We start from the raw sequence: 20,413 nt of genomic DNA on the forward strand, positions 1-20,413 counted from the left end.
CCTCAGGCGGCCAGTCGCAATGCCTCCTTTTTCTGCTCCGCGAGCAGCATCCTGTTCAGGTAACGGCTGTCCTTAAGCCACGCCTCGTGGGTTTCGACGCACAGCGCGCGGATCAGCCGCAGGCAGGACTCGGCGTTAGAGAAGATCCGCACCACGCGAGTGCGGCGCTTGATCTCCTCGTTGAGCCGCTCCAGCATGTTCGTGCGCTTCATGTGCTTGTGGTGGGCGCGCGGCAATCGGTAGAAGGTCAGCGTCTCGGTGATGTTCGCTTCCACCCAATCGACCCGTTTCGGATACTTGCCCGCCCATTTGGCGATCCAGGCCGAGAGGTCACGATGGGCCTCCTGGATGTCGCGGCGGTCGTAAATCCAGCGTAGCTCCTGAAGACAATCGTCGTCCGCGCGCCGAGGCAGGTCGTCCAGGGCATCCTCAAGGAAATGCACAGAGCAGCGCTGCCAGGCGGCTTCGGTCAGCACCTTGCGGATAGCTTTCTTGAGGCCCGCATGGTCGAAGGACAACGACGAATTCGACACCGGACAGGCCACGCTCCTTCAGGCGGGTCAGGAAGTCCTTCCAGCTGCTCTGGCTTTCCCGATTGGCCAGTTCGACGGCGAGCACCTGGCGTTGTCCTTCCCAATTGATGCCGATGGCGATCAGTACCGCCCGGTGGCTGATCACGCCCGCATCCCGTACTTTCTCGTAACGGGCATCGAGGATCAGGTAAGGATAGGCTCTTCGTCCAGGGGGCGGTTGGCAAACCGCGCCAGTGACTCGTCAAGCCCTTTGTTGATGCTGCTGATGGCACTGGCCGAAAAGCTGTGGCCACAGAGCTCTTCGGTGATAACCTTGACCTTGCGGGTGGAGACGCCTTGCACATACCTTTCGGCCAAGGCCGCCACCAGGGCCTTCTCGCTCCTGGCATCGCGCTCGAACAAGGCCGTGGAGAATTCGCCGCTCCGGTCCCGCGGCACGCGCAACTCCAGCTTGCCGATCCGAGTCACCAGACCGCGGCTTGAGTCGCCAGCACGCTAGCCGTTGCGACGCTCTGTCCGTTCGCCCGGCGCCGCCCCCAGAAATTCGGTCATCTCGCCTTCCAGCACTTGCCTAGAGCGCCTCCTTCAGCAGCGCCTTCATCAGGTCACGGTCGCCCGCCACCGCTTCCACTGCCGACAACTTCCTCTTAATCTTGCCTGTGGTCATGGTTTGCACTCCTTCAGGGTTCAAGGTCGATCTCGACAATCAACCCCTCACCATGACCACCCGCCTGCTTGCTAACTGCAGACGCTTTTGCACATAAGTCGGCACACTACCTGCCACTGCCTAAAAAACGATAAAACAGAACACGCCTGAAGGGAGGGGTGAGGTGAGGGTAAGCATTTCCATGCAGGTGCATCTTGGCCTTCTCGCGACTGGGCTGGCTGTGGCAGGGGCGGCCGTGGGCGGTGTCTATCTCGCGGGGGCGCCCTTGAGCACCGGGATCATTGTCTACTCTGTCCTGCTGGGCCTGGTGGCCGTCTTCGTGCCGGTGTGGATTCTGTCAGGCAGCCTCGGGCGGCCGCTCGAACTCTTGCACCAGGCCGTCGCCGCGACGCGCCGCGATGGCGATCTGACGCGCGAGGTGACCGCGCCGCCGGCCAGCCCGATCGCCCCGCTCGCCACCGCCTGTTGGCCACCTTCCACACTATCATGACGCGCATCGTCTTCAATGCCGATCAGGTGGCCAAGATGGCCGACAGGCTGATGTACGAGGCCAAACATACGGCGCGCAGTGCACAGGGACAAAACGCCGCGACCGAGGCCGTCGCCGAGATGGCGGGCGGCATGAGCGAGGCGGCAAAAGATGCCGAGGAGACTGCGCAGATCGCCTTGCAGGCCAGGGCGCAATCGGCGCACGGCGCGCAGATCGTCGAAGAGGCCTCCGCCGAGATCGAGCGCATTGCCTGCTCGGTCGAACAGTCGGCCCAGGTCGTCGCCGCCTTGGGCGAGCGCTCCGAAGCGATTTCCGGCATCGCGCATACCATCCGCGAGATCGCCGACCAGACCAATCTGCTCGCCCTGAATGCGGCGATCGAGGCGGCACGCGCCGGCGAGCAGGGGCGCGGCTTCGCGGTCGTCGCCGATGAGGTGAGAAGGCTCGCCGAGCGCACCAGCGCGGCAACCGGCGAGATCGGCGCGATCCAGAGCGAGACGCAAAACGCCATCGCGGTGATCCGCGACGGCTCGGCACAGGCAAGAAACGGTGCCGAGCTAGCGCGCTAAGCCGCTAGTCGCTTGAACTCATCAACTGCGGCGCGGAGGAGACGACGGCGAAAATCGAACGGATCGCGCAGGCCGCGCAGGTACAGGCGCAACGGACCACCAGGTCGCCGAACTGGTCAACAACATCATGGCGGTCGCCGAGCGTAACAGCGGGAGCGCCAACCAGATGCTCAAAGAGGCACGCCAGCTCGATGAGCTGGCGACGAATCTCGAGGAGATCGGCACCATCTTCAGGCTCGGCTGCCGCGGCGAGGAAGCCTTGGCCTTGCATGCGCGTATGCCGGCGCTGGTGCAAAAGGCGGCCACTGAGGTGGGACGGTTGCTCAAGGCGGCGGTCGATCGCGGCGAGATCCGGCTCGAGGATCTGTTCGATCACGACTACATCCCCATCCCGGACACCCAGCCGCAGAAATATCACACGCGCTTCGATGCCTTGACCGACCGGCTCTTGCCGGTCGTACAGGAGCCGCTGCTCGATAAGGAGCGCGGCATTGCCCACGCGGTCGCCTGCGACCTCAATGGTTATGTGCCGACCCACAATCAGCGTTACAGCCAGCCGCTGACGGGCGACGGCGACGAGGCGAAAGACACGCTTGGAACCGCACCAAGCGCATCTTCTTCGACGATCCGGTTGGCAAGCGCTGTAGCGCGCACGAAACGCCCTTCCTCTTGCAGACCTATCGCCGCGACACCGGCGAGATCATGCACGACATCTCGACACCGATCTACGTCAAGGGCCGCCATTGGGGCGGTTTTCGCATCGGCTATAGCACCGACTAAGGGGTCCCCATCACCTTGCGTCAGCCCCTGCCCATCGTCCTCGCCATCGCTGTTGCGGCACCCCTCCTCGCCAATGGCTTCTCGTCCTTCGGGTATCTGTGCCCCTATCCGCGCTTGGCCGAAGAACTGGGCCGGCTCGATCCGACACCGCTCGCGCAGGCAGCCGAGACAGATAACTGGATAGAGACTCGCAGTGATCGGCATCCCCCCGGTCGCCGGCCTGGCCGACCTCGCCAAAGCAGAGGATCATCGGCCTTGATGCGCAATCCCATCAAAAGATGGGGCCCTGCCCTGGCTGCACTTGCCAGTTTAGGTCGCAACCCCGATTATCATACCTATCCGTGTCACGCCAAGACCCTAAGATGCAGTACAAGGACTATTACAAGATCCTCGGTGTACCGCGCACGGCCTCAGTCGATGAGATCAAGCGCGCCTATCGCAAACTGGCGCGCAAATATCATCCCGATGTCAGCAAGGAACCCAACACAGAGGCCCGCTTTAAAGAGATCAACGAGGCCTATGAGGTCCTCAAGGATCCCAAAAAGCGCGCCACCTACGACGCTCTCGGCAGCAACTGGCGGGCGGGCGAGGAGTTCCGCCCGCCGCCAGGCGGCTTTTGGCGGGATTTTGAGTTCAAGGTTGATGGCTCACCAGGGGATTACAGCGACTTTTTCGCTAGCATCTTCGGTCGCGCCTTTCGCGGCGAGGGCCTGCGCCCGGAACGCGGTCAGGATCAGACCATCAAGCTTGTCATCGACCTAGAAGACGCCTATCGAGGGGCGACCCGCCAAATCCGGGTCGATCAGCCCGAGGACAACGGTCCAGGTCACACCCATCCCAAGACGCTCAATGTGCGCATCCCCGCCGGCGTCACCGCCGGCAGCCGTATCCGGTTAGCAGGACAGGGCGCACCTGGACGCAATGGTGGGCCTGCGGGGGATCTCTATCTTGAAATCGAGATCAAGCCCCATCCGCTTTATACCCTCGAGGGCCGCGATCTGCATCTGCGCCTGCCAGTGACCCCCTGGGAGGCGGCCCTGGGTGCCACCGTCAAGGCACCGACCCTGGATGGACCGGTCAATCTCAAGATCCCTGCAGGTTCGCAGTCTGGGCGTAAACTCAGGCTCAAGGGACGTGGCCTGCCGGGAAGCCCACCCGGGGACACGATCGTCCAGATCGAGATCCACACCCCGCCCGCCACCAGCGAGACCGCGCGCGAGCTCTACCAGCGGATGGCCGAGACCCTCAGCTTTGACCCACGCGCCCACCTCGGTGTCTAGCGCCTTCTGAGGGCGGCCTTGCTCTCCCTGAAGAGCGGGATTGAGGGGGGCAGCAGGGAGGGGGTCGATCGGCCTAACCTAAAGAAGACGCAGCGACAGATCGATGGCGCGCACATCCTTGGTCAGCGCCCCGATCGAGATGCAATCGACCCCAGTCTCGGCCACGGTGCGGATGTTGTCCAGGCCGATCCCACCCGAGGCCTCGAGCAGAGCGCGGCCTGCGGTTAGGGCCACGGCCTGCCTGAGCATATCCAGACTGAAGTTGTCGAGGAGGATCAGGCTCGCGCCAGCCTCGAGCGCCAAGGCCAGCTCATCCAGGTCTTCCACCTCGATCTCGATAGGCAAAGCGGGATGGGCTGCCCGCGCTGCGGCTAGCACCTCTGGGATCGAACCGGCGGCGCGAATATGGTTTTCCTTAATCAAGATGGCGTCGAAGAGACCTAACCGGTGATTGTGACAGCCGCCGCAGCGCACGGCATATTTCTGTTGGAGACGCAAGCCCGGGAGGGTTTTGCGGGTATCCAGCACCCTGACCGGCAGCCCAGCCACTGCCTCGGCATAGCATCTGGCCAGGGTCGCGGTCCCCGAGAGGGTTTGCAGATAGTTCAAGGCCGTGCGCTCGCCGGTAAGCAGGGCACGTGCCTGTCCTTCGATCCTGCAGAGGCGCTGGTTTGATTCGATCGAGGCACCCTCTGTAACCGCCCAGCGGATCTCGACCTGCGGGTCGAGCATCTTGAACACCGCCTCAAACCAGGGCGCGCCGCACAAAACGGCCCGCTCGCGGCTGATGAGCTCGGCACATGCCCGGCGTTCAGCCGGAATGAGCGCGGCAGAGGGATCGCCCGGACCCAGGTCCTCCTCCAGCGCCGCGCGCACCTGGACGAAGACTTTTTCCTGCGGCGGGCGGTCGCGCACCGGGTCGAACGGCAACTGGACAGGACGGCTCTCCACGGAATACAGCATGATGATGATTGACCCTGAGAACATTCACCGGCTTCAAGTGTACTTAAACTTTGAGGCATGATGCGCATGCCTCCCGATGCCATACCATATATCGACGCCGAAGGCTGGTTGAACACCGCTGAACGCCGCCCCTCGCCCAATCAGAACAGCCGACCGTGCGGGACGGTCATCGATCTCCTGGTGATCCATGCCATCAGCCTGCCGCCAGGTGAGTTCGGCGGCCCCTGGATCGATGACCTCTTTCTCAACCGACTCGATCCAGAGGCACATCCCTATTTCGCCGCCATCGCCGCCAATCCGGTCTCGGCGCATCTGCTCATCCGGCGTGATGGTCAAGTCATCCAATATGTCCCTTGCGAACAACGGGCCTGGCATGCTGGGCTATCGCACTTTGCGGGACGCCAGCGTTGCAATGACTATTCGATCGGCATCGAGCTTGAAGGGAGCGATGTGACCCCTTTCGCCGCCGTGCAATATGAGGCCCTGGTCACCTGTACCCGCGCCATCATGCAGCGCTATCCAGGGATCACCCTGGACCGGATCGCCGGCCACGCCGACATCGCCCCCGGGCGCAAGACTGACCCAGGGCCGTATTTCGATTGGGCGTTCTACCGACGTTTGCTTGGCGGCTAGAGGATGTTGGTGCTGTTTAATAAGCCTTACAGGGTGCTGAGTCAGTTCAGCGGCGAGGGACCCAATCTCAGCGACTTCATCCCGATACCCCGCATCTATCCGGCTGGCCGGCTCGACAAGGACAGCGAGGGGCTCTTGCTGCTCACCGATGAGGGCGCGCTCCAGCAGCGCATCGCCCACCCGCGCCACAAGCTCTGGAAGACCTATTGGGTGCAGGTCGAGGGCATCCCCAGTCCGACGCAGATCGAACACCTGCGGCGCGGTGTCATACTCAATGATGGACCCACCCGACCGGCGCGCGCCCACATGCTCCCCGAACCCGAGCTCTGGCCACGCCATCCGCCGATCCGTGTCCGGCGCACGGTCCCCACTGCCTGGATCGAGCTCATGATCCGCGAGGGGCGCAACCGTCAGGTGCGGCGGATGACCGCAGCCCTGGGGCTACCCACCCTGCGATTGGTGCGGGTGGCGGTTGGCCCCTGGCGGCTTGCGGGCCTTGCGCCCGGCGATTATCGGGTCATCGGTCAGAGCAAACGGGTCGATCGGCCATGACCCCTGGCCCTCCCCCCCCCGGTGTGGTGCAGCGCGGGGCGGCCAGGGCGATGGGGGGGCTAAGCCCTGCTCACTCTGGCCGCGTCCCTCCAGATCGCACCCCGCACGGCCTAACCCTGGCCCTGCTCATCTCGGCGGCACTGCACGGATTTGCCGCCTTCCTGCCACCGCGGGCGGGAACGATCCAGGGCCGGCCCCAGGGCGCGCCGCTTGCGCTCGAACTGGTCTCCCAGCATCCTACCGCTGTAGAGAGCACAGCAGCTCGGGCAGGCAGTACATCCCTGATCGAACCTGCTGAACCGCCCTCTACATCTGCGGCGCCTCTTCATTCTCAGGATACACGCACACCCCAGATCCCTTCGTCCCAAAGCCAACATGAAATGGCCCAGCCAAAACCCCGTCCGCTCGCGCCGCCGGCACACCAGACCAGGCACCCGCCTGCCCATCTTCGAGGTCCACGCGTCGAGCGTCGCCCGCCCACCCGCCTGCATCAGGCAAACGCCGGGGCTATGGACCGAGCGAATCCGCAACAGGCGAGCCAATCTGGTGACAGCCCAGTCTCTGCATTTGCATCCGGCACAGCGCCCATCAGCCGGCGCGCCGCAGACGAACGCACCTATCTCCAGGCCCTGGCCGCGGCCATCGCCCGCCAGCAAAGCTATCCCGAAGAGGCACGGCGTCTGGGTCATACCGGAACAGTGACCCTAGGATTGACCATCCAGGGCGACGGGCGGTTGACCGGTATCCAGCTCATCCAGGGGTCAGGCCACCGCGCCCTCGATCAGGCAGCCCTGAACGCCGTCCAGCAGCTTGGACGCTTCCAACCAATCCCGCCGCTCTTGCACCGTTCCACCTGGGCGATACAGATCCCGATCCGATTCCAGCTCGATTGATTCGATGAGGCCGTTGCTCAAACTGTCCCAAGAGGACAGGTCTGATGTCTGCTGCACCGAGGCCGGTTTCGCCGCACTCTTGCGAGTGCGGCCAGAGCCTTCCTCTCCACCGGCGTGATTTCCGCACCTACCACGTGCGCGGCGCAAACCCTGGCTGGTTTCTGAGCACCACGTCGCCATCGGCCTGCACGAGCACATAGAGCCCCTGCTTTTCGGCGTAGCGCACCCCCTCATCCGGCGCACCCATCGTGGCGACTGCGCCATGAAGGAGCTTATTGGCGTATTCGGGCAAGGCTGCTTTGAAATAGGCAAGGCGCGCAAGGTGTTCGTCGACATCGTCTGTCGTCGGGCGGCTTTTGCACTCCAGCGCAATGGCATGATCGCCGTTGATCACCAAAAGGTCGATCTCCATCGTCGTCTGGCCCGAATCATCCTACGCCCGGACGTTGGGCCTCACCCGATGCACCGGAATGCTCTGTTCCTGAAAGAGGCGCACCACGGCAGGCTCCACCCTGTCCTGCACAAATTGGCCCAAGCGCCCCCACTGGCGTTTGCGCGCACGAATGCGGCGGTCGGTTTCCTTGCCCTGTTCAGCAAGGCTCAAAATCATCGCCTTGAGGTCGTCCCAGGAGATATCGGTAGCGGTGGTCATGGTATGGTGCTCCCGTTCGTGAGGGTTTCCTTTTGATTTTACCCTTTGCCCCTGAGTTCAGGCGTAATGAAACCGGGGGTAACAGCTTCCCAAGGGGGACAGACCCGTTTTACAATCTCGCGACCGGGCGTGGGGCTCATCCCCGTGTCCGGCACGGCTAAGCCAAGCTTGCAATACAGCAAACATGCCGATCGGTCCGTAGGCTCCGATGGCCGGATATTTGATTTAGCGCGCTGTTCATAGCTTTATCCGCCTCAAATATCCATCCGGCGCGACCGTAATTAGGAGTTTGTGCTGGATGCTTTTGTCGATTTCAAATTCTGGATGGTTTTTCAGATATTCCCACACCGCTGTTTTCGGATTGTTGCCAGGGCCCCACGGGCGATCGGGGAAGAGTTCCTTTGGTAAGTCTTCGACGATCGTATCGAAGACGACGCAATAGCTCCCCAGGCTCACCAACGGCGCATAGGCTTCAAGCTCAGCCAGGACGTGATCGTGAGTGTGGTTGGAATCGAGACAGACGAGCACACGCTGATAACCACGTGCTGCTTCTTTCACCTGCTCGATGATCTCGGGGGCAATGCTGGAACCTTCGATCATCTGGATGCGTGACACCATTGGGTGGGCTTCGATGGCTTCCCGGTTGTGAGGGCGGATCTCGATGTCAATGCCCAGCACCTTGCGCTTGGATTGTTTGGGGTCGAGGGCGGCGCCGGTTTCGATGGCTTCGCACATATCCAACAGGGCGAGCATGGAGGCATAAAAAATCAATGAGCCGCCATGGGCGATGCCGGTTTCGATGATGAGGTCTGGCTTGATTTGCCATATGAGCTCCTGCATCGCAACGATGTCTTGCGGGTACTGGATAATGGGGCGACCCAACCACTCGAAGTGATAGGAATACTTCCCTTTGTTCGCTATTTTTATCCAATTATGCGTGGTAACAGCAAGAAGCTGGTTATTTCCTTGGGCTTCAATTTCAAAGCGGCATTCGTGCTTGAATTCATCATTTGGTGACATTGGCTCATTTCCTTTTTGAAACTAAGTATTTTAGATGCTTGGTAAAGACCGTCTTATAGTTGCGGGGTTGCCAGCAACGACGACGCCATCTGGTACGTCTCTCGTAACAACAGCGCCGGCACCCACAATGCTGCCTCGGCCTATATGCAATCTAGGTAGGACAACGGCTCCCGCCCCAATCATGGCGAAAGGTTCAATGGTCACGCAGCCACATAAAGTCGCACCCGGTGCCAAATGTACACCATCGCCGACACGGCACTCATGATCGATTGAAGCCTTGTGATTGACGATACATGCGGATCCGAGGGTTACATCTGCGGCAATGACAGCCATCGCCAAGATTTGTGATCCGGAACCAATGCGGGCGCTGTCCGCGACAAACGATCTTGGGTGGACTAAAGCCTCGATACGCAGGCCGTGATTCGCCAGCAATTCTTGCAGCTGCAGTCGATCCTGCCCACGGTTTCCTCCAATGGCCACGAGCCCGTAAATGCCATGAGGGTCCTGCGCGTTTTGGAGCCATTTAGTCAGCTCCTGCTTCCCTCCTATTAACGGTATGTTCGGCAAAGCTGGCTGTGCATTGGGATCATTGTCGAATAAAGCAATGACTTTACTACCGACAGCGCGGATAGCCTCGTCTAGCACCTTCGCATGCCCTGCACTACCCCACAAAACGTAGCGCTTGCAATCAGTCACTTAGCATGCTCCGTATTACGGCACAGACCCGATCAAGTTCGTTCTCGGTTATGTCGTGATAGCTGGGTAGGTTGATCGCTCTCTTCGGAATATCCCACGCGCGGTAGTTCGCAGGTTTTTGGTCGAACATGAGAAGACTGGAGAGCGGCCAGAAAAAGACCCGTGCGTCAATGTTGTCTTTTGAGAAAGCTGCTAGCAGTTTTTCGCGGGTAATTCCCGTTTCCGGTGCAAAAACGGCTGTCGGCATCCAGGCGCCATTGACGGTTCCTTCAGATTGGGGGTTTAGGCATGCGCCGGGTAGTTTTTCCAAGCGTTCGCGATAGTAGGCGAGGATTTCACGCTTGCGTGCAACGAGCTCCCCGATGCGTTCCATCTGGGCGCAGCCAATAGCAGCCTGCAGGTTGGACATCTTATATTTGAAGCCGACGACATCGGGCCAGAATTGCTTAGTCTGCCCGCGTGCACGACCGTGGTTGCTCAACGTGAGCACACGTTCATAGAGGTCGGCATCGTTGGTGACGAACATGCCCCCCTCACCGGTAGTGATGGTTTTAGTGCCGTGAAAGGAGAAGACACCAAATCGCCCCATACTGCCAGCGCGTTTGCCGTGGTAGATGGAGCCAATCGCTTCAGCAGCATCTTCAATGATGGGTATGCCGTGTTTTTCACCAATCGCCAAAAGGCGATCCATTTCACACAGATTGCCGTAGAGGTGGGTCGCAATGATGGCCTTGGTGCGCGGCGTGATCGCTTTCTCAGCCTGCTCAGGATCGATGCACCAGGAGTCTTCAAGGATATCGACGAAAACCGGTTTCGCTCCCAGATGAACGATGGGGGCAGCAGTGGCAATCCAGTTGGTATCGGCAAGGATCACCTCTTCACCGGGCCTGATTCCAAGGGCAGCCAAACCCATGTGCAGCGCGCCAGTACAGCTCGATGTGGCGATGGCGTACTGCACACCGAGGTGCTGCCTGAAGGCAGACTCAAACCGGTTAATGTAGTCGTAGCAATGTTCCCCCCAGCCGTTCGCGGCGGCATCGGTGGCGTAGCGCACTTCCAGTTCGGTGATGGAAGGTTTGGTGTACAGGATACGCTGGTTCATCGGGAGTAGTTGACTCATTTATTCAACAACTTGTAATGGTCAAATGCGGCACAGCCGTGACGAACTGCGTCCCCCGTGCAGCCAGCGCTGCATTTTGCTCACGCACCTCCTCAGCGATGTTCCACGGCAGAATGAGCAGGTAGTCGGGCGCGAAATCCATCAGAACGCTGAGCGCAAGGATGGGGATGTGGCTGCCAGGTAGGAACTTGTTTTGCCTTGCCGGGGCGGCATCGCAGACAAAGGGGAGTAGGTCAGGCTTGATCCCAGCGAAGTTGAGCAGGGTATTACCCTTGGCGGCAGCGCCATAGGCGGCGACTTTTTTGTCGGCGCGCTTTTGTTCGATGATGCCCTGCCCGCGATTCTTTTGGACAGGAAATTGGGGTAAATAGACCTGTTTGGCAAGGGGCTCAAGCTGCGCATGGATCATGGCACGCAATACACCGCCGACGACTTCCTGAAACAGATCGCGTTCTGGGCTATCGACCAGAGCCTCGCCTTTGTTGCTGAGCCCCAGACCAATGGCGTGACCGAACGCTTCAATCGGACGCTGAAGGAGCAGGCCATCCACGCACGCCTCTTTTGCAACCTTAAAGAAGTCCGGCAGGCTGTCACCGAGTTCAGGAATCGTTACAATCGCCACTGGCGACTCGAAAAACTGGGCTTCATGTCACCCCTCGAAGCCCGGCAGGCTTATGCCCTCCAAAAGGCCGCATGAACTGCAAATCAGTGTCCAATCAACTGCGGGCAGTACACTTGTACGTCAAGCCTTGCTGTTTGACCCAAACGCTGAGCTTCAGCGCGCTCAATGCCGGAATATTTTTCCATATACTCCCTTAACGCATGCTTGCGTCAGCAGTTGAAGATCCCTGACTCTCTGGGGCATCTCATCCAACCGCAATCCGCCGCGCGCTGCGCCTTTGTCCCGTGCGGACGAGGCCCTAATCGGCTAGGATCAGCTGCTATGACCGAACAGTCGGTTCTTTATGCGCAAACCATCGCGAGGTGTCTATCATGGCAGCGCTCAATCTCGAGCATCTTCAACCCTTGCGCGCCCAGCTCGATGGCCATGTGATCTATGGGGCGATCCAGGACATCGAGGACCTGCGAGTCTTCATGCGGCATCATGTCTTTTCGGTCTGGGACTTCATGTCGCTGATCAAATATCTCCAGCGCACTATCGCCCCTGTCGCCGTGCCCTGGCGTCCGGTTTCAGACCCCAGCTTGCGCTATTTCATCAATCAACTGGTCCAGGAGGAGGAGTCGGATGCCGTGCCCCTGGCCGGCGGTGAGGTACTCCATGCCAGCCATTTCGAGCTCTACTGCCTGGCGATGGATGAGGTCGGAGCCGATAGTACCCTCCCGCAGCGTTTCCTAGAGTTGGTCGCCGCAAGCGATCTCGATGCGGCACTCTATTCTGACCTAGTCCCACTGCCGGCGCGTTATTTCTGCGAGACCACCTTTTGCTTTATCCGCGAAGACAAACCGCATCTGGTGGCCGCGGCCTTGGCGCTGGGACGCGAGACGTTGATTCCCGCGATGTTTCGGCGATTTCTCGAGCAGATGGGGATCGGCGAGGGGCAGGCGCCGATCTTCCATGCCTATCTCAAGCGCCATATCCACCTCGATGAGGATTTCCACGGACCTTTGGCGATGCGCCTGTTAGAGACCCTGTGCAGCGATGATCCCGAGCGCATTAAGGAGGCCGAAACCGCGGCTGAAGAGGCGATCTGTGCACGCATTCGCTTCTGGGATGGCGTACTCGCGGCGATCCAGGCGAGGTCTTGATCCCGGGGACCATTGATAAACCCTGAGGCGGCCCTCATTGCATGTATTGCCTTTCAGTGCGGTTTTTTTGAGGAGATTTGCATGAGCGTCGCCCTGAGCGTGCCTGTTGATAGCGAAGGCTTTCTACTCAACCGCGATGACTGGAGTGAAGAGGTCGCGGTCGAACTCGCTGACAACGACGGCTTCGAGATAAGCGCACAGGTCATGGACTTCATCCGTGCCGCACGCGCCATGTATGAAGAGAACGGCGTGGTTCCGCCGATCCGTATCTTTGCTAAGCGTCAGGGGGTCTCGACCAAGGAGCTCTATGACATCTTCAAAAATGGCCCCATGAAGCTGATCTGCAAATGGGGCGGCCTGCCCAAACCGACCGGCTGCGTCTAATCCTGCAACACCTGGGGGATCGGTGCGCCCAGGGCGTCTTTCAGCTCGCAAGACGCCAGCAAAGGGGTGCCTTACCCCCTCACCTGTCCGGCAGCGTCCATGATCCCGCCTGACCATCGCGGGTGTCGTGCCCTCAATCGCCGCTGACCCGCTCGGTCCGTACCGCCTCATGGCGGCGGCTCAGCCGGATACGGGTGTCCTCGAGCTGCTGGCGCAGCTGGATACTCTCCTCGCCCAGAAAGTCGATGAAGGCCTGGGCCACCACCGACAGCTCCTTGCCCTTGGCGTGGGCGATATACCACTGACGTTCGAGCGGAAAGCCCTGGACGTCGAGGATAACCAGTGGCGAGGGCTCGGGTTCCTGGGCCAGGGTATGGAGCGAGAGGACCGAGAGCCCCAATTGACCATAGATCGCATGGCGGATCGCCTCATTGCTGCCAAGCTCCATGCGCACCCGCGGTTTAAAGCCGCGCTCGGTGAAGGTCTTGAGCACATAGTCGCGGATGCCCGAACCCGGCTCGCGCATGATGAAATATTCATCGGCCAAATGCGCCAGTGGGATCTGGCGCTCACAGGCGAGCGGATGGTCGCGATGGGCGACCACATAAAGCGGATTGGGGGCAAAGGGGCGGGTGACCATCTCGAGGTCGCGATCGGGGTTCTGCCCCAGGATATAGAGGTCGTCCTTGTTGGCGAGCAGGCGCTCGATCAGGGTGTCGCGATTGGTCACCTTGAGTGCGACATCGACCCCCTGATGCCGTTGGCAGAAACGGCCCAAGACCTCGGGGGCGAAATATTTGGCAGTGGTGATCACGCACAGTCTGAGATAACCGCGCTTCAGACCCTTGAGATCGGCGATCTTCATCTCGAAGCGATCCAAGACGCCGAAGATCTCCTTAACCGCCGCTTCAAGCTCGCATCCCACCTCGGTCAGATAGACCTGGCGCCCGATCTGTTCAAAGAGCGGCAGCCCGATGGCCTCGGTCAGACGCTTGATCTGGGTCGAAACCGTCGGCTGGGTGAGATAGAGCTCATCGGCTGCCTTGGTAAAGCTCTTCAAACGGGCGATGGTCGCAAAGACCTGAAGCTGGCGCAGACTGACATGGCGGGCGAGGTTGAGGGTCGGATCGGCCATGGCAGCTTGGAACACCTCATCAATGGGGTGAGACAGAGCTCGTTTTTTCAGGGAGGATAGGGCATGCGTGCCCCGCTGCTCCCCTTTGCCTGCCTCTTTCATGTTTCGCCGGTAGGGTAGGCAATGCCTACCCTGATTTTGGCGGTGTCAGAGAGATCAGATCCGGCAGAGCAGCGAGGGATGTCCATCCCCCTGCCTCTCAGTCAGGCCAGACCCGCTGCCCCAGGCGATAGCCGGCATCATAGGGCCATTCGCTCGGCCCTGGCGCGCGCCCCGCTGGCCGCTTGGCCGAGCGCTGAGCTGAAGCCTTGGGTGTTGGCTTGAACGGTACCGTAACAGGGGGTGCGACCGTCACCTGGGGCTGAGCGTCTTGCGGTTTGGGCTCTGAGTTCATCACTCACTCACTTACTGGAGATCTGCTTGGAGATCAGGGTGCGCACTGAGCCGCCCTCTACGGCTTGAGGGAACGGCAGAGAACCTGCGTGGACCCCTTAAAGGGTACCTACCCTATCCTCCCCTTGCCCATCCAGGGCGCGATCCACCTCTGCCAAAAAGCGGTCAATGCGCTGTTCGCGCTCTTCTGGATCTTGCGCTTGCGGCGCATCGAGATGGAGCGTCAGATTGACATATGTTCGCCCAAAGCTGATGTCGGGATAAAGGCCCATCTCCTCGCTCAGTTGGGCCAAGGTATCGAGAAAGGCGCGGGTTTCGCTGTAGTCCGCAAACTCGATCCGGCGCTCGATGCACGGCGGTCGGTCACGGCGCTGCCAGGGGCTGGTCTGCATCTATACCTCCGGACTGTATCGGCATGGATGGATGGGCGAGACGCTGCAGCCAAGCGGCAAACTCACGCAGATGATCGAGCTCCTCGTCATAGAGCGCGGCAAAGAACTCGCGGTTGATCCGGTCGCCAATTAGGAGGCAATAATCCACCGCCTCGCGATAGAGAGCGACCGCTCGCTGTTCTAGCCGCCGGTTGGCCTCAAGGAGCACCTCAAGCGAGGGACCCGCCTCGACCGGTGTCAGGCGCGATCCATTGGGCATCGCGCCGAGTTGCAGCATACGCTCGATCAGGCGCTGGGCATGGACCTGTTCCTCGGCGGCCTCGCGCCGGAAATAGGCGGCGGCCTCCTGAAGCCCCCAAAGCTCTGCGAGCCCGGCATGGGTCAGATACTGCTGGACGGCTGCAAGCTCATGGCTCAGCGCCCGACCCAGATAGCCCAGGACCCGTGGATTGGCGACCATCTGCTCGCTGCCCACACCCGCTTTTATTAGGCATCACTAGGGTACACAATGCGCACCCTAGCCTTATTTTCGCCCGTGGCGGCCGTTGGTGTCCTCGGGCTTGACCGGCAGAATCGGCTCGACCTCGCGATGCGGACGGGCGATGATGTGGGCCGCCACCAACCCATCCCCCACCCGCTCGCAGGCATCGGCCCCCGCGCGCACCGCGGCGTTCACCGCACCCGTTTCGCCGCGCACCATCACCGTGACATAACCGCCGCCGACGAACTCGCGCCCGATCAGGCGCACCTCCGCAGCCTTGGTCATGGCATCGGCAGCCTCGATCGCCGGCACCAAGCCCCGCGTCTCGATCATCCCGAGCGCGATCCCATAGCTTTCCGAGGGCATAGATCTCTCACCTCTTTCACCGTGCATTTTGGATAGGGTACGCAAGGCGTACCCTATGGCCTTTAGGTCGTCTCTTTGTCGGAAAACCGCCCCTTAGGGAGGATCGGCTCGACCTCGCGATGCGGACGGGCGATGATGTGGGCCGCCACCAACCCATCCCCCACCCGCTCGCAGGCATCGGCCCCCGCGCGCACCGCGGCGTTCACCGCACCCGTTTCGCCGCGCACCATCACCGTGACATAACCGCCGCCGACGAACTCGCGCCCGATCAGGCGCACCTCCGCAGCCTTGGTCATGGCATCGGCAGCCTCGATCGCCGGCACCAAGCCCCGCGTCTCGATCATCCCGAGCGCGATCCCGTAATATTCATCAGCCATGGTCGTGACTCCTCTGTTTCAGGTTGGGTTTTGGGTCAATCGTTTGAAAATCGATATGGATTCAGGGATCAGTCGGTCTCCCAGCGGTCGATGATGCCGCCGATGCAAAGATCGGTGAGCACCTGGGTGCCGATAGCGACCCGCGCCGCCGAGCCGCTGATGGTAAAGACCCAGTTGCCGCGATGAGTGCCGATGGTATCGACTGCGACGGCGCGCTTGCCCTGAGCGTCGCGCAAGACCCGCAGCGACACCTGTTGTAGTCCGGGGACGCGACGGGTGCAGACCAAGGGGCTCTCGACCTGCATGATGTCCATTCTTAGTCCTCCTCCCAGTGATCGATGATGCCGACGATGGTCAGATCGCTTGGATATTCCTTGTGACCTGCGGCCTCGCGCGCCGCCGAGCTGCCGACACAAATCACCCAGTCGCCCGGGGTGCAGCCGACGGCATCGACCGCGACCAGAAGGCTCTTGCCATCCCGCACCACCTGGAGATGGCGGTGCTCGAGTGCTGCGATGCGATTGGTGGCCACCAAAGGTTTTTCGACACGACAGATCTTCATGTTGCTCGCCTCCCGCCGACCAGCGAACCGCCGACCGGCTCAAGACTCCCGCCCTGGCTATCGCGGATTGTCCAATAGGTATAGAGCAAACCATCCATGACCAGATCCGGATAGCGCTGGGCGATGGCCGAATCCAAGCGTTCGCAATGACTGATCGCCCGTTCGCGCGCTCCCGGGACCTGACCCGAATACTCGGAGCGGATGACGATCGGGATCGGCAGACCGTGGGATACATGGAGGCGTTTGAAGATCTTGATCCCGACGTCCAGGTTGCAGGTCCCCTCCTCCAGGGTGCGCAAGAAGCTAAAATAGGTGAGGTTGCGCAGATGGATCTCGGGGAAGTCCATCCCCACACCGATGAAGCGCTCCTCGTGCCCGATATCTGGATACTGGCCGCCATGATAGGCGCGCACATAATCAAGCTGCGAAATGTTGCCCTCGATGAGCCGCGCCATCAGGCGCTGCATCCCCAGCGGCGGTGCCGGTCCATCCGCCGGATGGGCGAGGCGTTCGCGGATCAGGGCCTGCGCGCCATCGGGGTCGAGGTGGAGGGTCTCGCCATAGAGCGCGCCAGCATCGATAAATCGATCGAGATCTGGCTCACCCTGGGCATCGGGCAAATGGATGCGCAAGCGATCGGTATCCGTATCCACCCCTAGGAGCAAGACCTCGATCGAGGCCCCGCAGCAATAGGTGTTTTCCACTGCCTCGCGGAAGGCGCGCAGTTGCTCGCGCCCCGCCTTGGCCGCCTCGCGGGTATTGCTGCCATGCGCGGCACAGCCCTCATGCTCGGGGTCGTGGCTACTATAGTGATAGACCAGCACCTTGAGATAACGGGTCGGGCTATCCGCGGTATTGGGCAGTCCTTCGCGAAAGCGCCTGAGCTCGACATTCGACCAACGCCCCAGGGCCTCCTCGATATCGAACATCGCACCCGCATTGGCGCGGCGCTGGACCGCCCCTATCGGCAGGCGCAACACATAGCGGATGACATGCGCCTGACGCCCATCCGAGCAAGGCGTCACATTCATCGCATGAAAACCACACTCGAGCAAAAAGCGCATGAATGACTCGGATTGGGCGCGATCGCCCAAGGGGTCGGCGCGGAAATACTCGTCGCTCACCGCCCTGAAGGTCTCGAAGGTGGCATGGGCGAAGAGCGCGCGCCGATCAAGCCCACTCACCCAGGCATCCTCGAGCAAGTTCTGAGGCAACTGGAACCCAAGCAGTTGCCGCGCCTGTACCTGGGCCCAGTCCTCGAAGCCTTCATCCGGCAGCCGGGCGGCGATGATCTTGAGCGACGGCACAATGCGGGCGAAGGCCCCCTTGACCCGCTGTTCATAGTCATAGAGCCGCTGATTTTCATCCGCGCGGGTCAAGGGATGCTGACCGCTGCGATCCAGCCTTCTCAAGGCAGCCAACATTGGCTCTTCGCTCGCCGCTGACAAGGGTTGAGCGGATAGATAAGTCGACCGCCTCAGAGTCTGGATGCGGCGGCGCAACTGCGGCTTGGGTCGGATACGCATGGCCTACCCTCAGCCCCTTGCCCCACCCGAGAGAGTCACCAGGGCGCCGCGCTCGGTGCCGCCGGTGCTTCCGGTCACCCGTGCGCCCCAGGTGCGCTCGCGCTCTTGGGCATTACGGAACAGCCGGGCGCCGGCGAATGCTGTCATAGACCCGCCGCGCATGCTCGGATTTCGGCTATGGGCTGATAAGCCCTCGGTGCCGGTCACCCGCTCGTTGCGTGCCCAGTCATCGCCGGTGATCCGCGGACCGGCATCCATCCCCTCACCGGTAATGCGCGGGCGCGCAGGCTCAGGTGGCGCCGATTTCTCCTCAGCGGCGACAGGCATGGTGCGCTGCTCGCTGCGTTTGGCGCGGAAGGACTCAGTGCCCGTGACCCGGTCGCCGCCGAGATTAAATGGCCCGGTGATCCGCCCCTGGTCCTCGTCATAACGGGTTCCAGTCACAGCGCGCCGCACGCGTTGCTCTTGGGCTGCACGCGCCGGCGTGGTGATGCTGAAGCCGATCCACTGACCGCCGTTCAGGGGCTGCGGGAAGTCATCGCTACCAGGGGTCGCGGCGAGCGACTCCCCGCAGGCGGCGAAAAAATCGTCACCTCCAACATAGGGCGTGCCGGTGATCGGCTGACAGGCGCCCTTTTGATCGCCAGTCATCACCCCGCCGACCCCAGGCTGGATGCCACTGATCGCATGCCCGGGCGTGGACCAGGCCGCAGGCAAGCGCTCTGACACCGCCTGAATCGTGTCCGGACTGCACTCAGCGGCGACCTCCTTAGGCCCGAGATAGCCGGTGCCGGTCACGACTTCGCAGCGCCCAGGCTCATTGCCAGTCACGCGCGCCGAGCCCCCGACCAAGGTGCCGGTCACGGTCTGACCGCGCCAGGTGGCATCGACGCCGACCTTGAGATCGCCCTTGGGCTCAGGGCGGGTCTTGCAGAAGGAGGCGAAGTGTTCGAAGCCCAGATATTCGGTCCCCGTCACCCGCTGGCAACTGCCGGGCTCAACACCCGTAATGCTCGGGATACGCCCAACCAGGGTACCAGTGACCTGTCGCCCGCTGAGGGTTTGGGTCTGACCGACCTTGGACGGGGCACCCTCCGGCCCCGGGGCGGTGTAGGGGGTACCGGTCAGCACCCGCCCCGCACCCGCCTCATCGCCCGTCACCTTGACGCTGCGCCCGACCTGATCGCCGGTCACCGTCTGTCCTCCAACCGTGACCACGGCCTCACTCTGGCGATTAGGTGCTGGGTTTGGCTTGACCCCACAGAACTCTTGAAAGATCTCGGCGCCCAGATACTCGGTCCCCGTGATCTGACGGCAGGCACCGACCTCATCGCCCGTAGTCTTGGGGCTACGCCCGACCAAGGTACCGGTGATGGTTTGGCCAGTGGCGGTGGCGCTCAGTCCTACCTTGGCCGGTACACCAGGACGGGCAGGACGCAGCCGTCCCGTCGGACGCGGGCCGGCATCGGCGCATTTACCGTGTTCACAGCGCTCCTCGCGCACCCGCTTGGCGATCTCGCGCGAGCTTGCCCCCGCGTTGCGCAGGAGTTGAGTGGTTGCGGCCGCACTCGAACGCCCGCTCACAGATTCAATCCCGACCTTACCACGATCAGCCAAGGCCGTCCGCCGCGCCATCGAGGCCAGCCTACCACGCGACTGGGCGCGGATCAGGGCCTGGGCCGTGCGGCTGCGGCTTAAGCGGGAGGAGCGCTCGCTCGTCGCCACCTGGCGTTGCTCCGTCTGGACTAACGTCGAGCTCGCCGCCGCTGAATCCACTGCAGTAGGTCTGGATGAGACCCGCCTCTCCGGACGCGGGCGCAGACGCGCCGGACGCGCCGCAGCCGTTGCGCCTATCTGCCCACGGGTGAGGGCCTGACGCCGCGCCAGCGAGCGCTGCCGACCTTCGGCGACCCGCAGCGTACGAAAAACGCCTCCAGGGAGGGACTGGCTGACGCGGGATACCGGCGCTAAGTCCGGGGCGCGTGCCGTCGTCGTGGAGGGCGCAGGTGTTGCCGCCCTACGCCCAGCACCAGCAGGGGCCGGAGCCGCACTCGGCCCGCCGGCCTTGCCGCCATTGGCGATGGCGCGCCGCTTGGCCTGCGCCGCCGCGCGCCCCGTCAAGCCTGTATGTTGATCAGCCATGTCCGTGCCTGCCTCTCTTCGATCGCTGTTTTGCCCTCTA

Annotated in this window: 28 protein-coding genes and 1 pseudogene; 9 read left to right on the plus strand and 20 right to left on the minus strand. The window is 61.8% G+C overall.

Annotation, left to right across the window (positions count from 1 at the left end; genetic code table 11):
• Positions 1-2: 2 nt before the first annotated feature.
• A pseudogene (locus GWK36_RS14200) lies at positions 3-1,200 on the minus strand (IS256 family transposase).
• Positions 1,201-1,363: 163 nt separating this feature from the next.
• Here GWK36_RS14200 and GWK36_RS14205 point away from each other — a divergent pair.
• Positions 1,364-1,690 (plus strand): hypothetical protein, encoded by a 327-nt coding sequence (locus GWK36_RS14205; RefSeq protein ID WP_166272112.1) that lies wholly within the window; start codon positions 1,364-1,366, stop codon positions 1,688-1,690.
• A gap of 131 nt (positions 1,691-1,821) precedes the next feature.
• Positions 1,822-2,259: a methyl-accepting chemotaxis protein gene (locus GWK36_RS14210; protein WP_246237861.1), complete on the plus strand. Its 438-nt coding sequence runs from the start codon at positions 1,822-1,824 to the stop codon at positions 2,257-2,259.
• Positions 2,260-2,263: 4 nt separating this feature from the next.
• Here the strand turns inward: GWK36_RS14210 and GWK36_RS14215 are convergent, their stop codons facing one another.
• Together GWK36_RS14215 and GWK36_RS14220 are read right to left on the minus strand one after the other, a co-directional pair.
• Entirely contained in the window at positions 2,264-2,758 is a 495-nt protein-coding gene (locus GWK36_RS14215; RefSeq protein WP_166272116.1) for a hypothetical protein, read from the minus strand.
• 47 nt (positions 2,759-2,805) lie between these two features.
• On the minus strand, positions 2,806-3,243 hold the full coding sequence (locus GWK36_RS14220; protein WP_166272118.1) for a hypothetical protein: 438 nt from the start codon (positions 3,241-3,243) through the stop codon (positions 2,806-2,808).
• A gap of 158 nt (positions 3,244-3,401) precedes the next feature.
• Here GWK36_RS14220 and GWK36_RS14225 point away from each other — a divergent pair, with 158 nt between their 5' ends.
• Positions 3,402-4,319 carry a DnaJ C-terminal domain-containing protein gene (locus GWK36_RS14225; protein ID WP_166272120.1) on the plus strand — a complete coding sequence of 306 codons (918 nt, stop codon included), beginning with the start codon at positions 3,402-3,404 and terminating at the stop codon, positions 4,317-4,319.
• A gap of 78 nt (positions 4,320-4,397) precedes the next feature.
• On the opposite strand, the gene nadC is transcribed toward GWK36_RS14225, so the two are convergent.
• The gene (gene nadC / locus GWK36_RS14230; RefSeq protein ID WP_166272122.1) at positions 4,398-5,282 is read right to left on the minus strand and encodes a carboxylating nicotinate-nucleotide diphosphorylase; all 885 of its coding nucleotides are present in this window, start codon (positions 5,280-5,282) and stop codon (positions 4,398-4,400) included.
• 66 nt (positions 5,283-5,348) lie between these two features.
• Here nadC and ampD point away from each other — a divergent pair, with 66 nt between their 5' ends.
• From ampD to GWK36_RS14245, 3 genes are read left to right on the plus strand one after another with little or no spacing between them, the layout of a single operon-like run.
• Positions 5,349-5,915, plus strand: a complete 567-nt coding sequence (ampD, locus tag GWK36_RS14235) for a 1,6-anhydro-N-acetylmuramyl-L-alanine amidase AmpD (protein ID WP_166272124.1) — start codon at positions 5,349-5,351, stop codon at positions 5,913-5,915.
• Between the two features lie 3 nt (positions 5,916-5,918).
• Positions 5,919-6,467: a pseudouridine synthase gene (locus GWK36_RS14240; RefSeq protein WP_166272126.1), complete on the plus strand. Its 549-nt coding sequence runs from the start codon at positions 5,919-5,921 to the stop codon at positions 6,465-6,467.
• A complete protein-coding gene (locus GWK36_RS14245; RefSeq protein ID WP_166272128.1) occupies positions 6,464-7,360 on the plus strand; it encodes an energy transducer TonB in 897 nt (298 codons plus the stop codon). Before GWK36_RS14240 ends, GWK36_RS14245 begins: the two co-directional genes overlap by 4 nt.
• A gap of 127 nt (positions 7,361-7,487) precedes the next feature.
• On the opposite strand, the gene GWK36_RS14250 is transcribed toward GWK36_RS14245, so the two are convergent.
• From GWK36_RS14250 to GWK36_RS14275, 6 genes are all read right to left on the minus strand, one after another.
• Positions 7,488-7,772 carry a hypothetical protein gene (locus GWK36_RS14250; protein ID WP_166272130.1) on the minus strand — a complete coding sequence of 95 codons (285 nt, stop codon included), beginning with the start codon at positions 7,770-7,772 and terminating at the stop codon, positions 7,488-7,490.
• 21 nt (positions 7,773-7,793) lie between these two features.
• Positions 7,794-8,012, minus strand: a complete 219-nt coding sequence (locus GWK36_RS14255; protein WP_166272131.1) for a hypothetical protein — start codon at positions 8,010-8,012, stop codon at positions 7,794-7,796.
• Positions 8,013-8,249: 237 nt separating this feature from the next.
• On the minus strand, positions 8,250-9,032 hold the full coding sequence (locus GWK36_RS14260; RefSeq protein WP_166272133.1) for a cephalosporin hydroxylase family protein: 783 nt from the start codon (positions 9,030-9,032) through the stop codon (positions 8,250-8,252).
• A gap of 30 nt (positions 9,033-9,062) precedes the next feature.
• Positions 9,063-9,728, minus strand: a complete 666-nt coding sequence (locus GWK36_RS14265; protein ID WP_166272135.1) for an acetyltransferase — start codon at positions 9,726-9,728, stop codon at positions 9,063-9,065.
• Entirely contained in the window at positions 9,721-10,830 is a 1,110-nt protein-coding gene (locus GWK36_RS14270) for a DegT/DnrJ/EryC1/StrS family aminotransferase (protein ID WP_166272137.1), read from the minus strand. Before GWK36_RS14270 ends, GWK36_RS14265 begins: the two co-directional genes overlap by 8 nt.
• A 22-nt stretch (positions 10,831-10,852) precedes the next feature.
• Positions 10,853-11,257, minus strand: coding sequence for a methyltransferase C-terminal domain-containing protein (locus GWK36_RS14275; protein WP_166272139.1), 405 nt, complete (start codon positions 11,255-11,257; stop codon positions 10,853-10,855).
• Here GWK36_RS14275 and GWK36_RS16195 point away from each other — a divergent pair.
• From GWK36_RS16195 to GWK36_RS14290, 3 genes are all read left to right on the plus strand, one after another.
• Positions 11,249-11,545 carry an integrase core domain-containing protein gene (locus GWK36_RS16195; protein WP_166268979.1) on the plus strand — a complete coding sequence of 99 codons (297 nt, stop codon included), beginning with the start codon at positions 11,249-11,251 and terminating at the stop codon, positions 11,543-11,545. The two genes, GWK36_RS14275 and GWK36_RS16195, sit on opposite strands and share 9 nt — an antisense overlap.
• Positions 11,546-11,841: 296 nt before the next feature.
• Positions 11,842-12,615, plus strand: coding sequence for a DUF3050 domain-containing protein (locus GWK36_RS14285; RefSeq protein ID WP_166272141.1), 774 nt, complete (start codon positions 11,842-11,844; stop codon positions 12,613-12,615).
• An 81-nt stretch (positions 12,616-12,696) separates the two neighbouring features.
• Positions 12,697-12,999: a TusE/DsrC/DsvC family sulfur relay protein gene (locus tag GWK36_RS14290; RefSeq protein ID WP_166272143.1), complete on the plus strand. Its 303-nt coding sequence runs from the start codon at positions 12,697-12,699 to the stop codon at positions 12,997-12,999.
• A gap of 133 nt (positions 13,000-13,132) precedes the next feature.
• Here GWK36_RS14290 and GWK36_RS14295 read toward each other — a convergent pair whose 3' ends face one another.
• The 10 genes from GWK36_RS14295 to GWK36_RS14340 all read right to left on the minus strand — a co-directional run bounded on the left by GWK36_RS14295 (position 13,133) and on the right by GWK36_RS14340 (position 20,373).
• On the minus strand, positions 13,133-14,134 hold the full coding sequence (locus GWK36_RS14295; RefSeq protein ID WP_166272145.1) for a LysR family transcriptional regulator: 1,002 nt from the start codon (positions 14,132-14,134) through the stop codon (positions 13,133-13,135).
• Between the two features lie 199 nt (positions 14,135-14,333).
• Positions 14,334-14,528 carry a hypothetical protein gene (locus GWK36_RS14300; RefSeq protein ID WP_166272147.1) on the minus strand — a complete coding sequence of 65 codons (195 nt, stop codon included), beginning with the start codon at positions 14,526-14,528 and terminating at the stop codon, positions 14,334-14,336.
• Positions 14,529-14,625: 97 nt separating this feature from the next.
• Positions 14,626-14,919 (minus strand): 4a-hydroxytetrahydrobiopterin dehydratase, encoded by a 294-nt coding sequence (locus GWK36_RS14305; RefSeq protein ID WP_166272149.1) that lies wholly within the window; start codon positions 14,917-14,919, stop codon positions 14,626-14,628.
• Entirely contained in the window at positions 14,891-15,379 is a 489-nt protein-coding gene (locus tag GWK36_RS14310) for a ferritin-like domain-containing protein (protein ID WP_166272151.1), read from the minus strand. The genes GWK36_RS14305 and GWK36_RS14310 overlap by 29 nt, the downstream gene beginning before the upstream one ends.
• Positions 15,380-15,442: 63 nt before the next feature.
• A complete protein-coding gene (gene csoS1, locus GWK36_RS14315) occupies positions 15,443-15,766 on the minus strand; it encodes an alpha-carboxysome major shell protein CsoS1 (RefSeq protein ID WP_166272153.1) in 324 nt (107 codons plus the stop codon).
• A 62-nt stretch (positions 15,767-15,828) separates the two neighbouring features.
• Complete coding sequence (csoS1, locus tag GWK36_RS14320) at positions 15,829-16,143, minus strand: alpha-carboxysome major shell protein CsoS1 (protein WP_166272155.1); 315 nt, start codon at positions 16,141-16,143, stop codon at positions 15,829-15,831.
• Positions 16,144-16,211: 68 nt separating this feature from the next.
• Positions 16,212-16,457 (minus strand): carboxysome peptide B, encoded by a 246-nt coding sequence (locus tag GWK36_RS14325; RefSeq protein ID WP_166272157.1) that lies wholly within the window; start codon positions 16,455-16,457, stop codon positions 16,212-16,214.
• A gap of 2 nt (positions 16,458-16,459) precedes the next feature.
• Positions 16,460-16,705 carry an alpha-carboxysome shell vertex protein CsoS4 gene (csoS4, locus tag GWK36_RS14330; RefSeq protein WP_166272159.1) on the minus strand — a complete coding sequence of 82 codons (246 nt, stop codon included), beginning with the start codon at positions 16,703-16,705 and terminating at the stop codon, positions 16,460-16,462.
• Positions 16,702-18,231: a carboxysome shell carbonic anhydrase gene (locus tag GWK36_RS14335; RefSeq protein WP_166272161.1), complete on the minus strand. Its 1,530-nt coding sequence runs from the start codon at positions 18,229-18,231 to the stop codon at positions 16,702-16,704. Before GWK36_RS14335 ends, csoS4 begins: the two co-directional genes overlap by 4 nt.
• Before the next feature lie 9 nt (positions 18,232-18,240).
• Entirely contained in the window at positions 18,241-20,373 is a 2,133-nt protein-coding gene (locus tag GWK36_RS14340; protein ID WP_166272163.1) for an alpha-carboxysome scaffolding protein CsoS2, read from the minus strand.
• Positions 20,374-20,413: the final 40 nt, after the last annotated feature.

Source organism: Caldichromatium japonicum (assembly GCF_011290485.1).
GTDB classification, from domain to species: domain Bacteria; phylum Pseudomonadota; class Gammaproteobacteria; order Chromatiales; family Chromatiaceae; genus Thermochromatium; species Thermochromatium japonicum.

What these genes read in the sequence shown, in the direction of transcription:
- GWK36_RS14220 (WP_166272118.1), bottom strand. Translation starts at nt 3,243, where the DNA reads ATGCCGATCACTGCGAGTCTCTATCCAGTTATCTGTCTCGGCTGCCTG.
- GWK36_RS14250 (WP_166272130.1), bottom strand. Translation starts at nt 7,772, where the DNA reads ATGGAGATCGACCTTTTGGTGATCAACGGCGATCATGCCATTGCGCTG.
- csoS1 (WP_166272153.1), bottom strand. Translation starts at nt 15,766, where the DNA reads ATGCCCTCGGAAAGCTATGGGATCGCGCTCGGGATGATCGAGACGCGG.
- GWK36_RS14255 (WP_166272131.1), bottom strand. Translation starts at nt 8,012, where the DNA reads ATGACCACCGCTACCGATATCTCCTGGGACGACCTCAAGGCGATGATT.
- GWK36_RS14290 (WP_166272143.1), top strand. Translation starts at nt 12,697, where the DNA reads ATGAGCGTCGCCCTGAGCGTGCCTGTTGATAGCGAAGGCTTTCTACTC.
- GWK36_RS14240 (WP_166272126.1), top strand. Translation starts at nt 5,919, where the DNA reads ATGTTGGTGCTGTTTAATAAGCCTTACAGGGTGCTGAGTCAGTTCAGC.
- GWK36_RS14305 (WP_166272149.1), bottom strand. Translation starts at nt 14,919, where the DNA reads ATGCAGACCAGCCCCTGGCAGCGCCGTGACCGACCGCCGTGCATCGAG.
- GWK36_RS14285 (WP_166272141.1), top strand. Translation starts at nt 11,842, where the DNA reads ATGGCAGCGCTCAATCTCGAGCATCTTCAACCCTTGCGCGCCCAGCTC.
- GWK36_RS14300 (WP_166272147.1), bottom strand. Translation starts at nt 14,528, where the DNA reads ATGAACTCAGAGCCCAAACCGCAAGACGCTCAGCCCCAGGTGACGGTC.
- GWK36_RS14275 (WP_166272139.1), bottom strand. Translation starts at nt 11,257, where the DNA reads ATGATCCATGCGCAGCTTGAGCCCCTTGCCAAACAGGTCTATTTACCC.
- GWK36_RS14335 (WP_166272161.1), bottom strand. Translation starts at nt 18,231, where the DNA reads ATGCGTATCCGACCCAAGCCGCAGTTGCGCCGCCGCATCCAGACTCTG.
- GWK36_RS14310 (WP_166272151.1), bottom strand. Translation starts at nt 15,379, where the DNA reads ATGGTCGCCAATCCACGGGTCCTGGGCTATCTGGGTCGGGCGCTGAGC.
- ampD (WP_166272124.1), top strand. Translation starts at nt 5,349, where the DNA reads ATGCCTCCCGATGCCATACCATATATCGACGCCGAAGGCTGGTTGAAC.
- GWK36_RS14245 (WP_166272128.1), top strand. Translation starts at nt 6,464, where the DNA reads ATGACCCCTGGCCCTCCCCCCCCCGGTGTGGTGCAGCGCGGGGCGGCC.
- GWK36_RS16195 (WP_166268979.1), top strand. Translation starts at nt 11,249, where the DNA reads ATGGATCATGGCACGCAATACACCGCCGACGACTTCCTGAAACAGATC.
- GWK36_RS14325 (WP_166272157.1), bottom strand. Translation starts at nt 16,457, where the DNA reads ATGGACATCATGCAGGTCGAGAGCCCCTTGGTCTGCACCCGTCGCGTC.
- GWK36_RS14270 (WP_166272137.1), bottom strand. Translation starts at nt 10,830, where the DNA reads ATGAACCAGCGTATCCTGTACACCAAACCTTCCATCACCGAACTGGAA.
- csoS4 (WP_166272159.1), bottom strand. Translation starts at nt 16,705, where the DNA reads ATGAAGATCTGTCGTGTCGAAAAACCTTTGGTGGCCACCAATCGCATC.
- GWK36_RS14225 (WP_166272120.1), top strand. Translation starts at nt 3,402, where the DNA reads ATGCAGTACAAGGACTATTACAAGATCCTCGGTGTACCGCGCACGGCC.
- csoS1 (WP_166272155.1), bottom strand. Translation starts at nt 16,143, where the DNA reads ATGGCTGATGAATATTACGGGATCGCGCTCGGGATGATCGAGACGCGG.
- GWK36_RS14295 (WP_166272145.1), bottom strand. Translation starts at nt 14,134, where the DNA reads ATGGCCGATCCGACCCTCAACCTCGCCCGCCATGTCAGTCTGCGCCAG.
- GWK36_RS14210 (WP_246237861.1), top strand. Translation starts at nt 1,822, where the DNA reads ATGAGCGAGGCGGCAAAAGATGCCGAGGAGACTGCGCAGATCGCCTTG.
- nadC (WP_166272122.1), bottom strand. Translation starts at nt 5,282, where the DNA reads ATGCTGTATTCCGTGGAGAGCCGTCCTGTCCAGTTGCCGTTCGACCCG.
- GWK36_RS14260 (WP_166272133.1), bottom strand. Translation starts at nt 9,032, where the DNA reads ATGTCACCAAATGATGAATTCAAGCACGAATGCCGCTTTGAAATTGAA.
- GWK36_RS14340 (WP_166272163.1), bottom strand. Translation starts at nt 20,373, where the DNA reads ATGGCTGATCAACATACAGGCTTGACGGGGCGCGCGGCGGCGCAGGCC.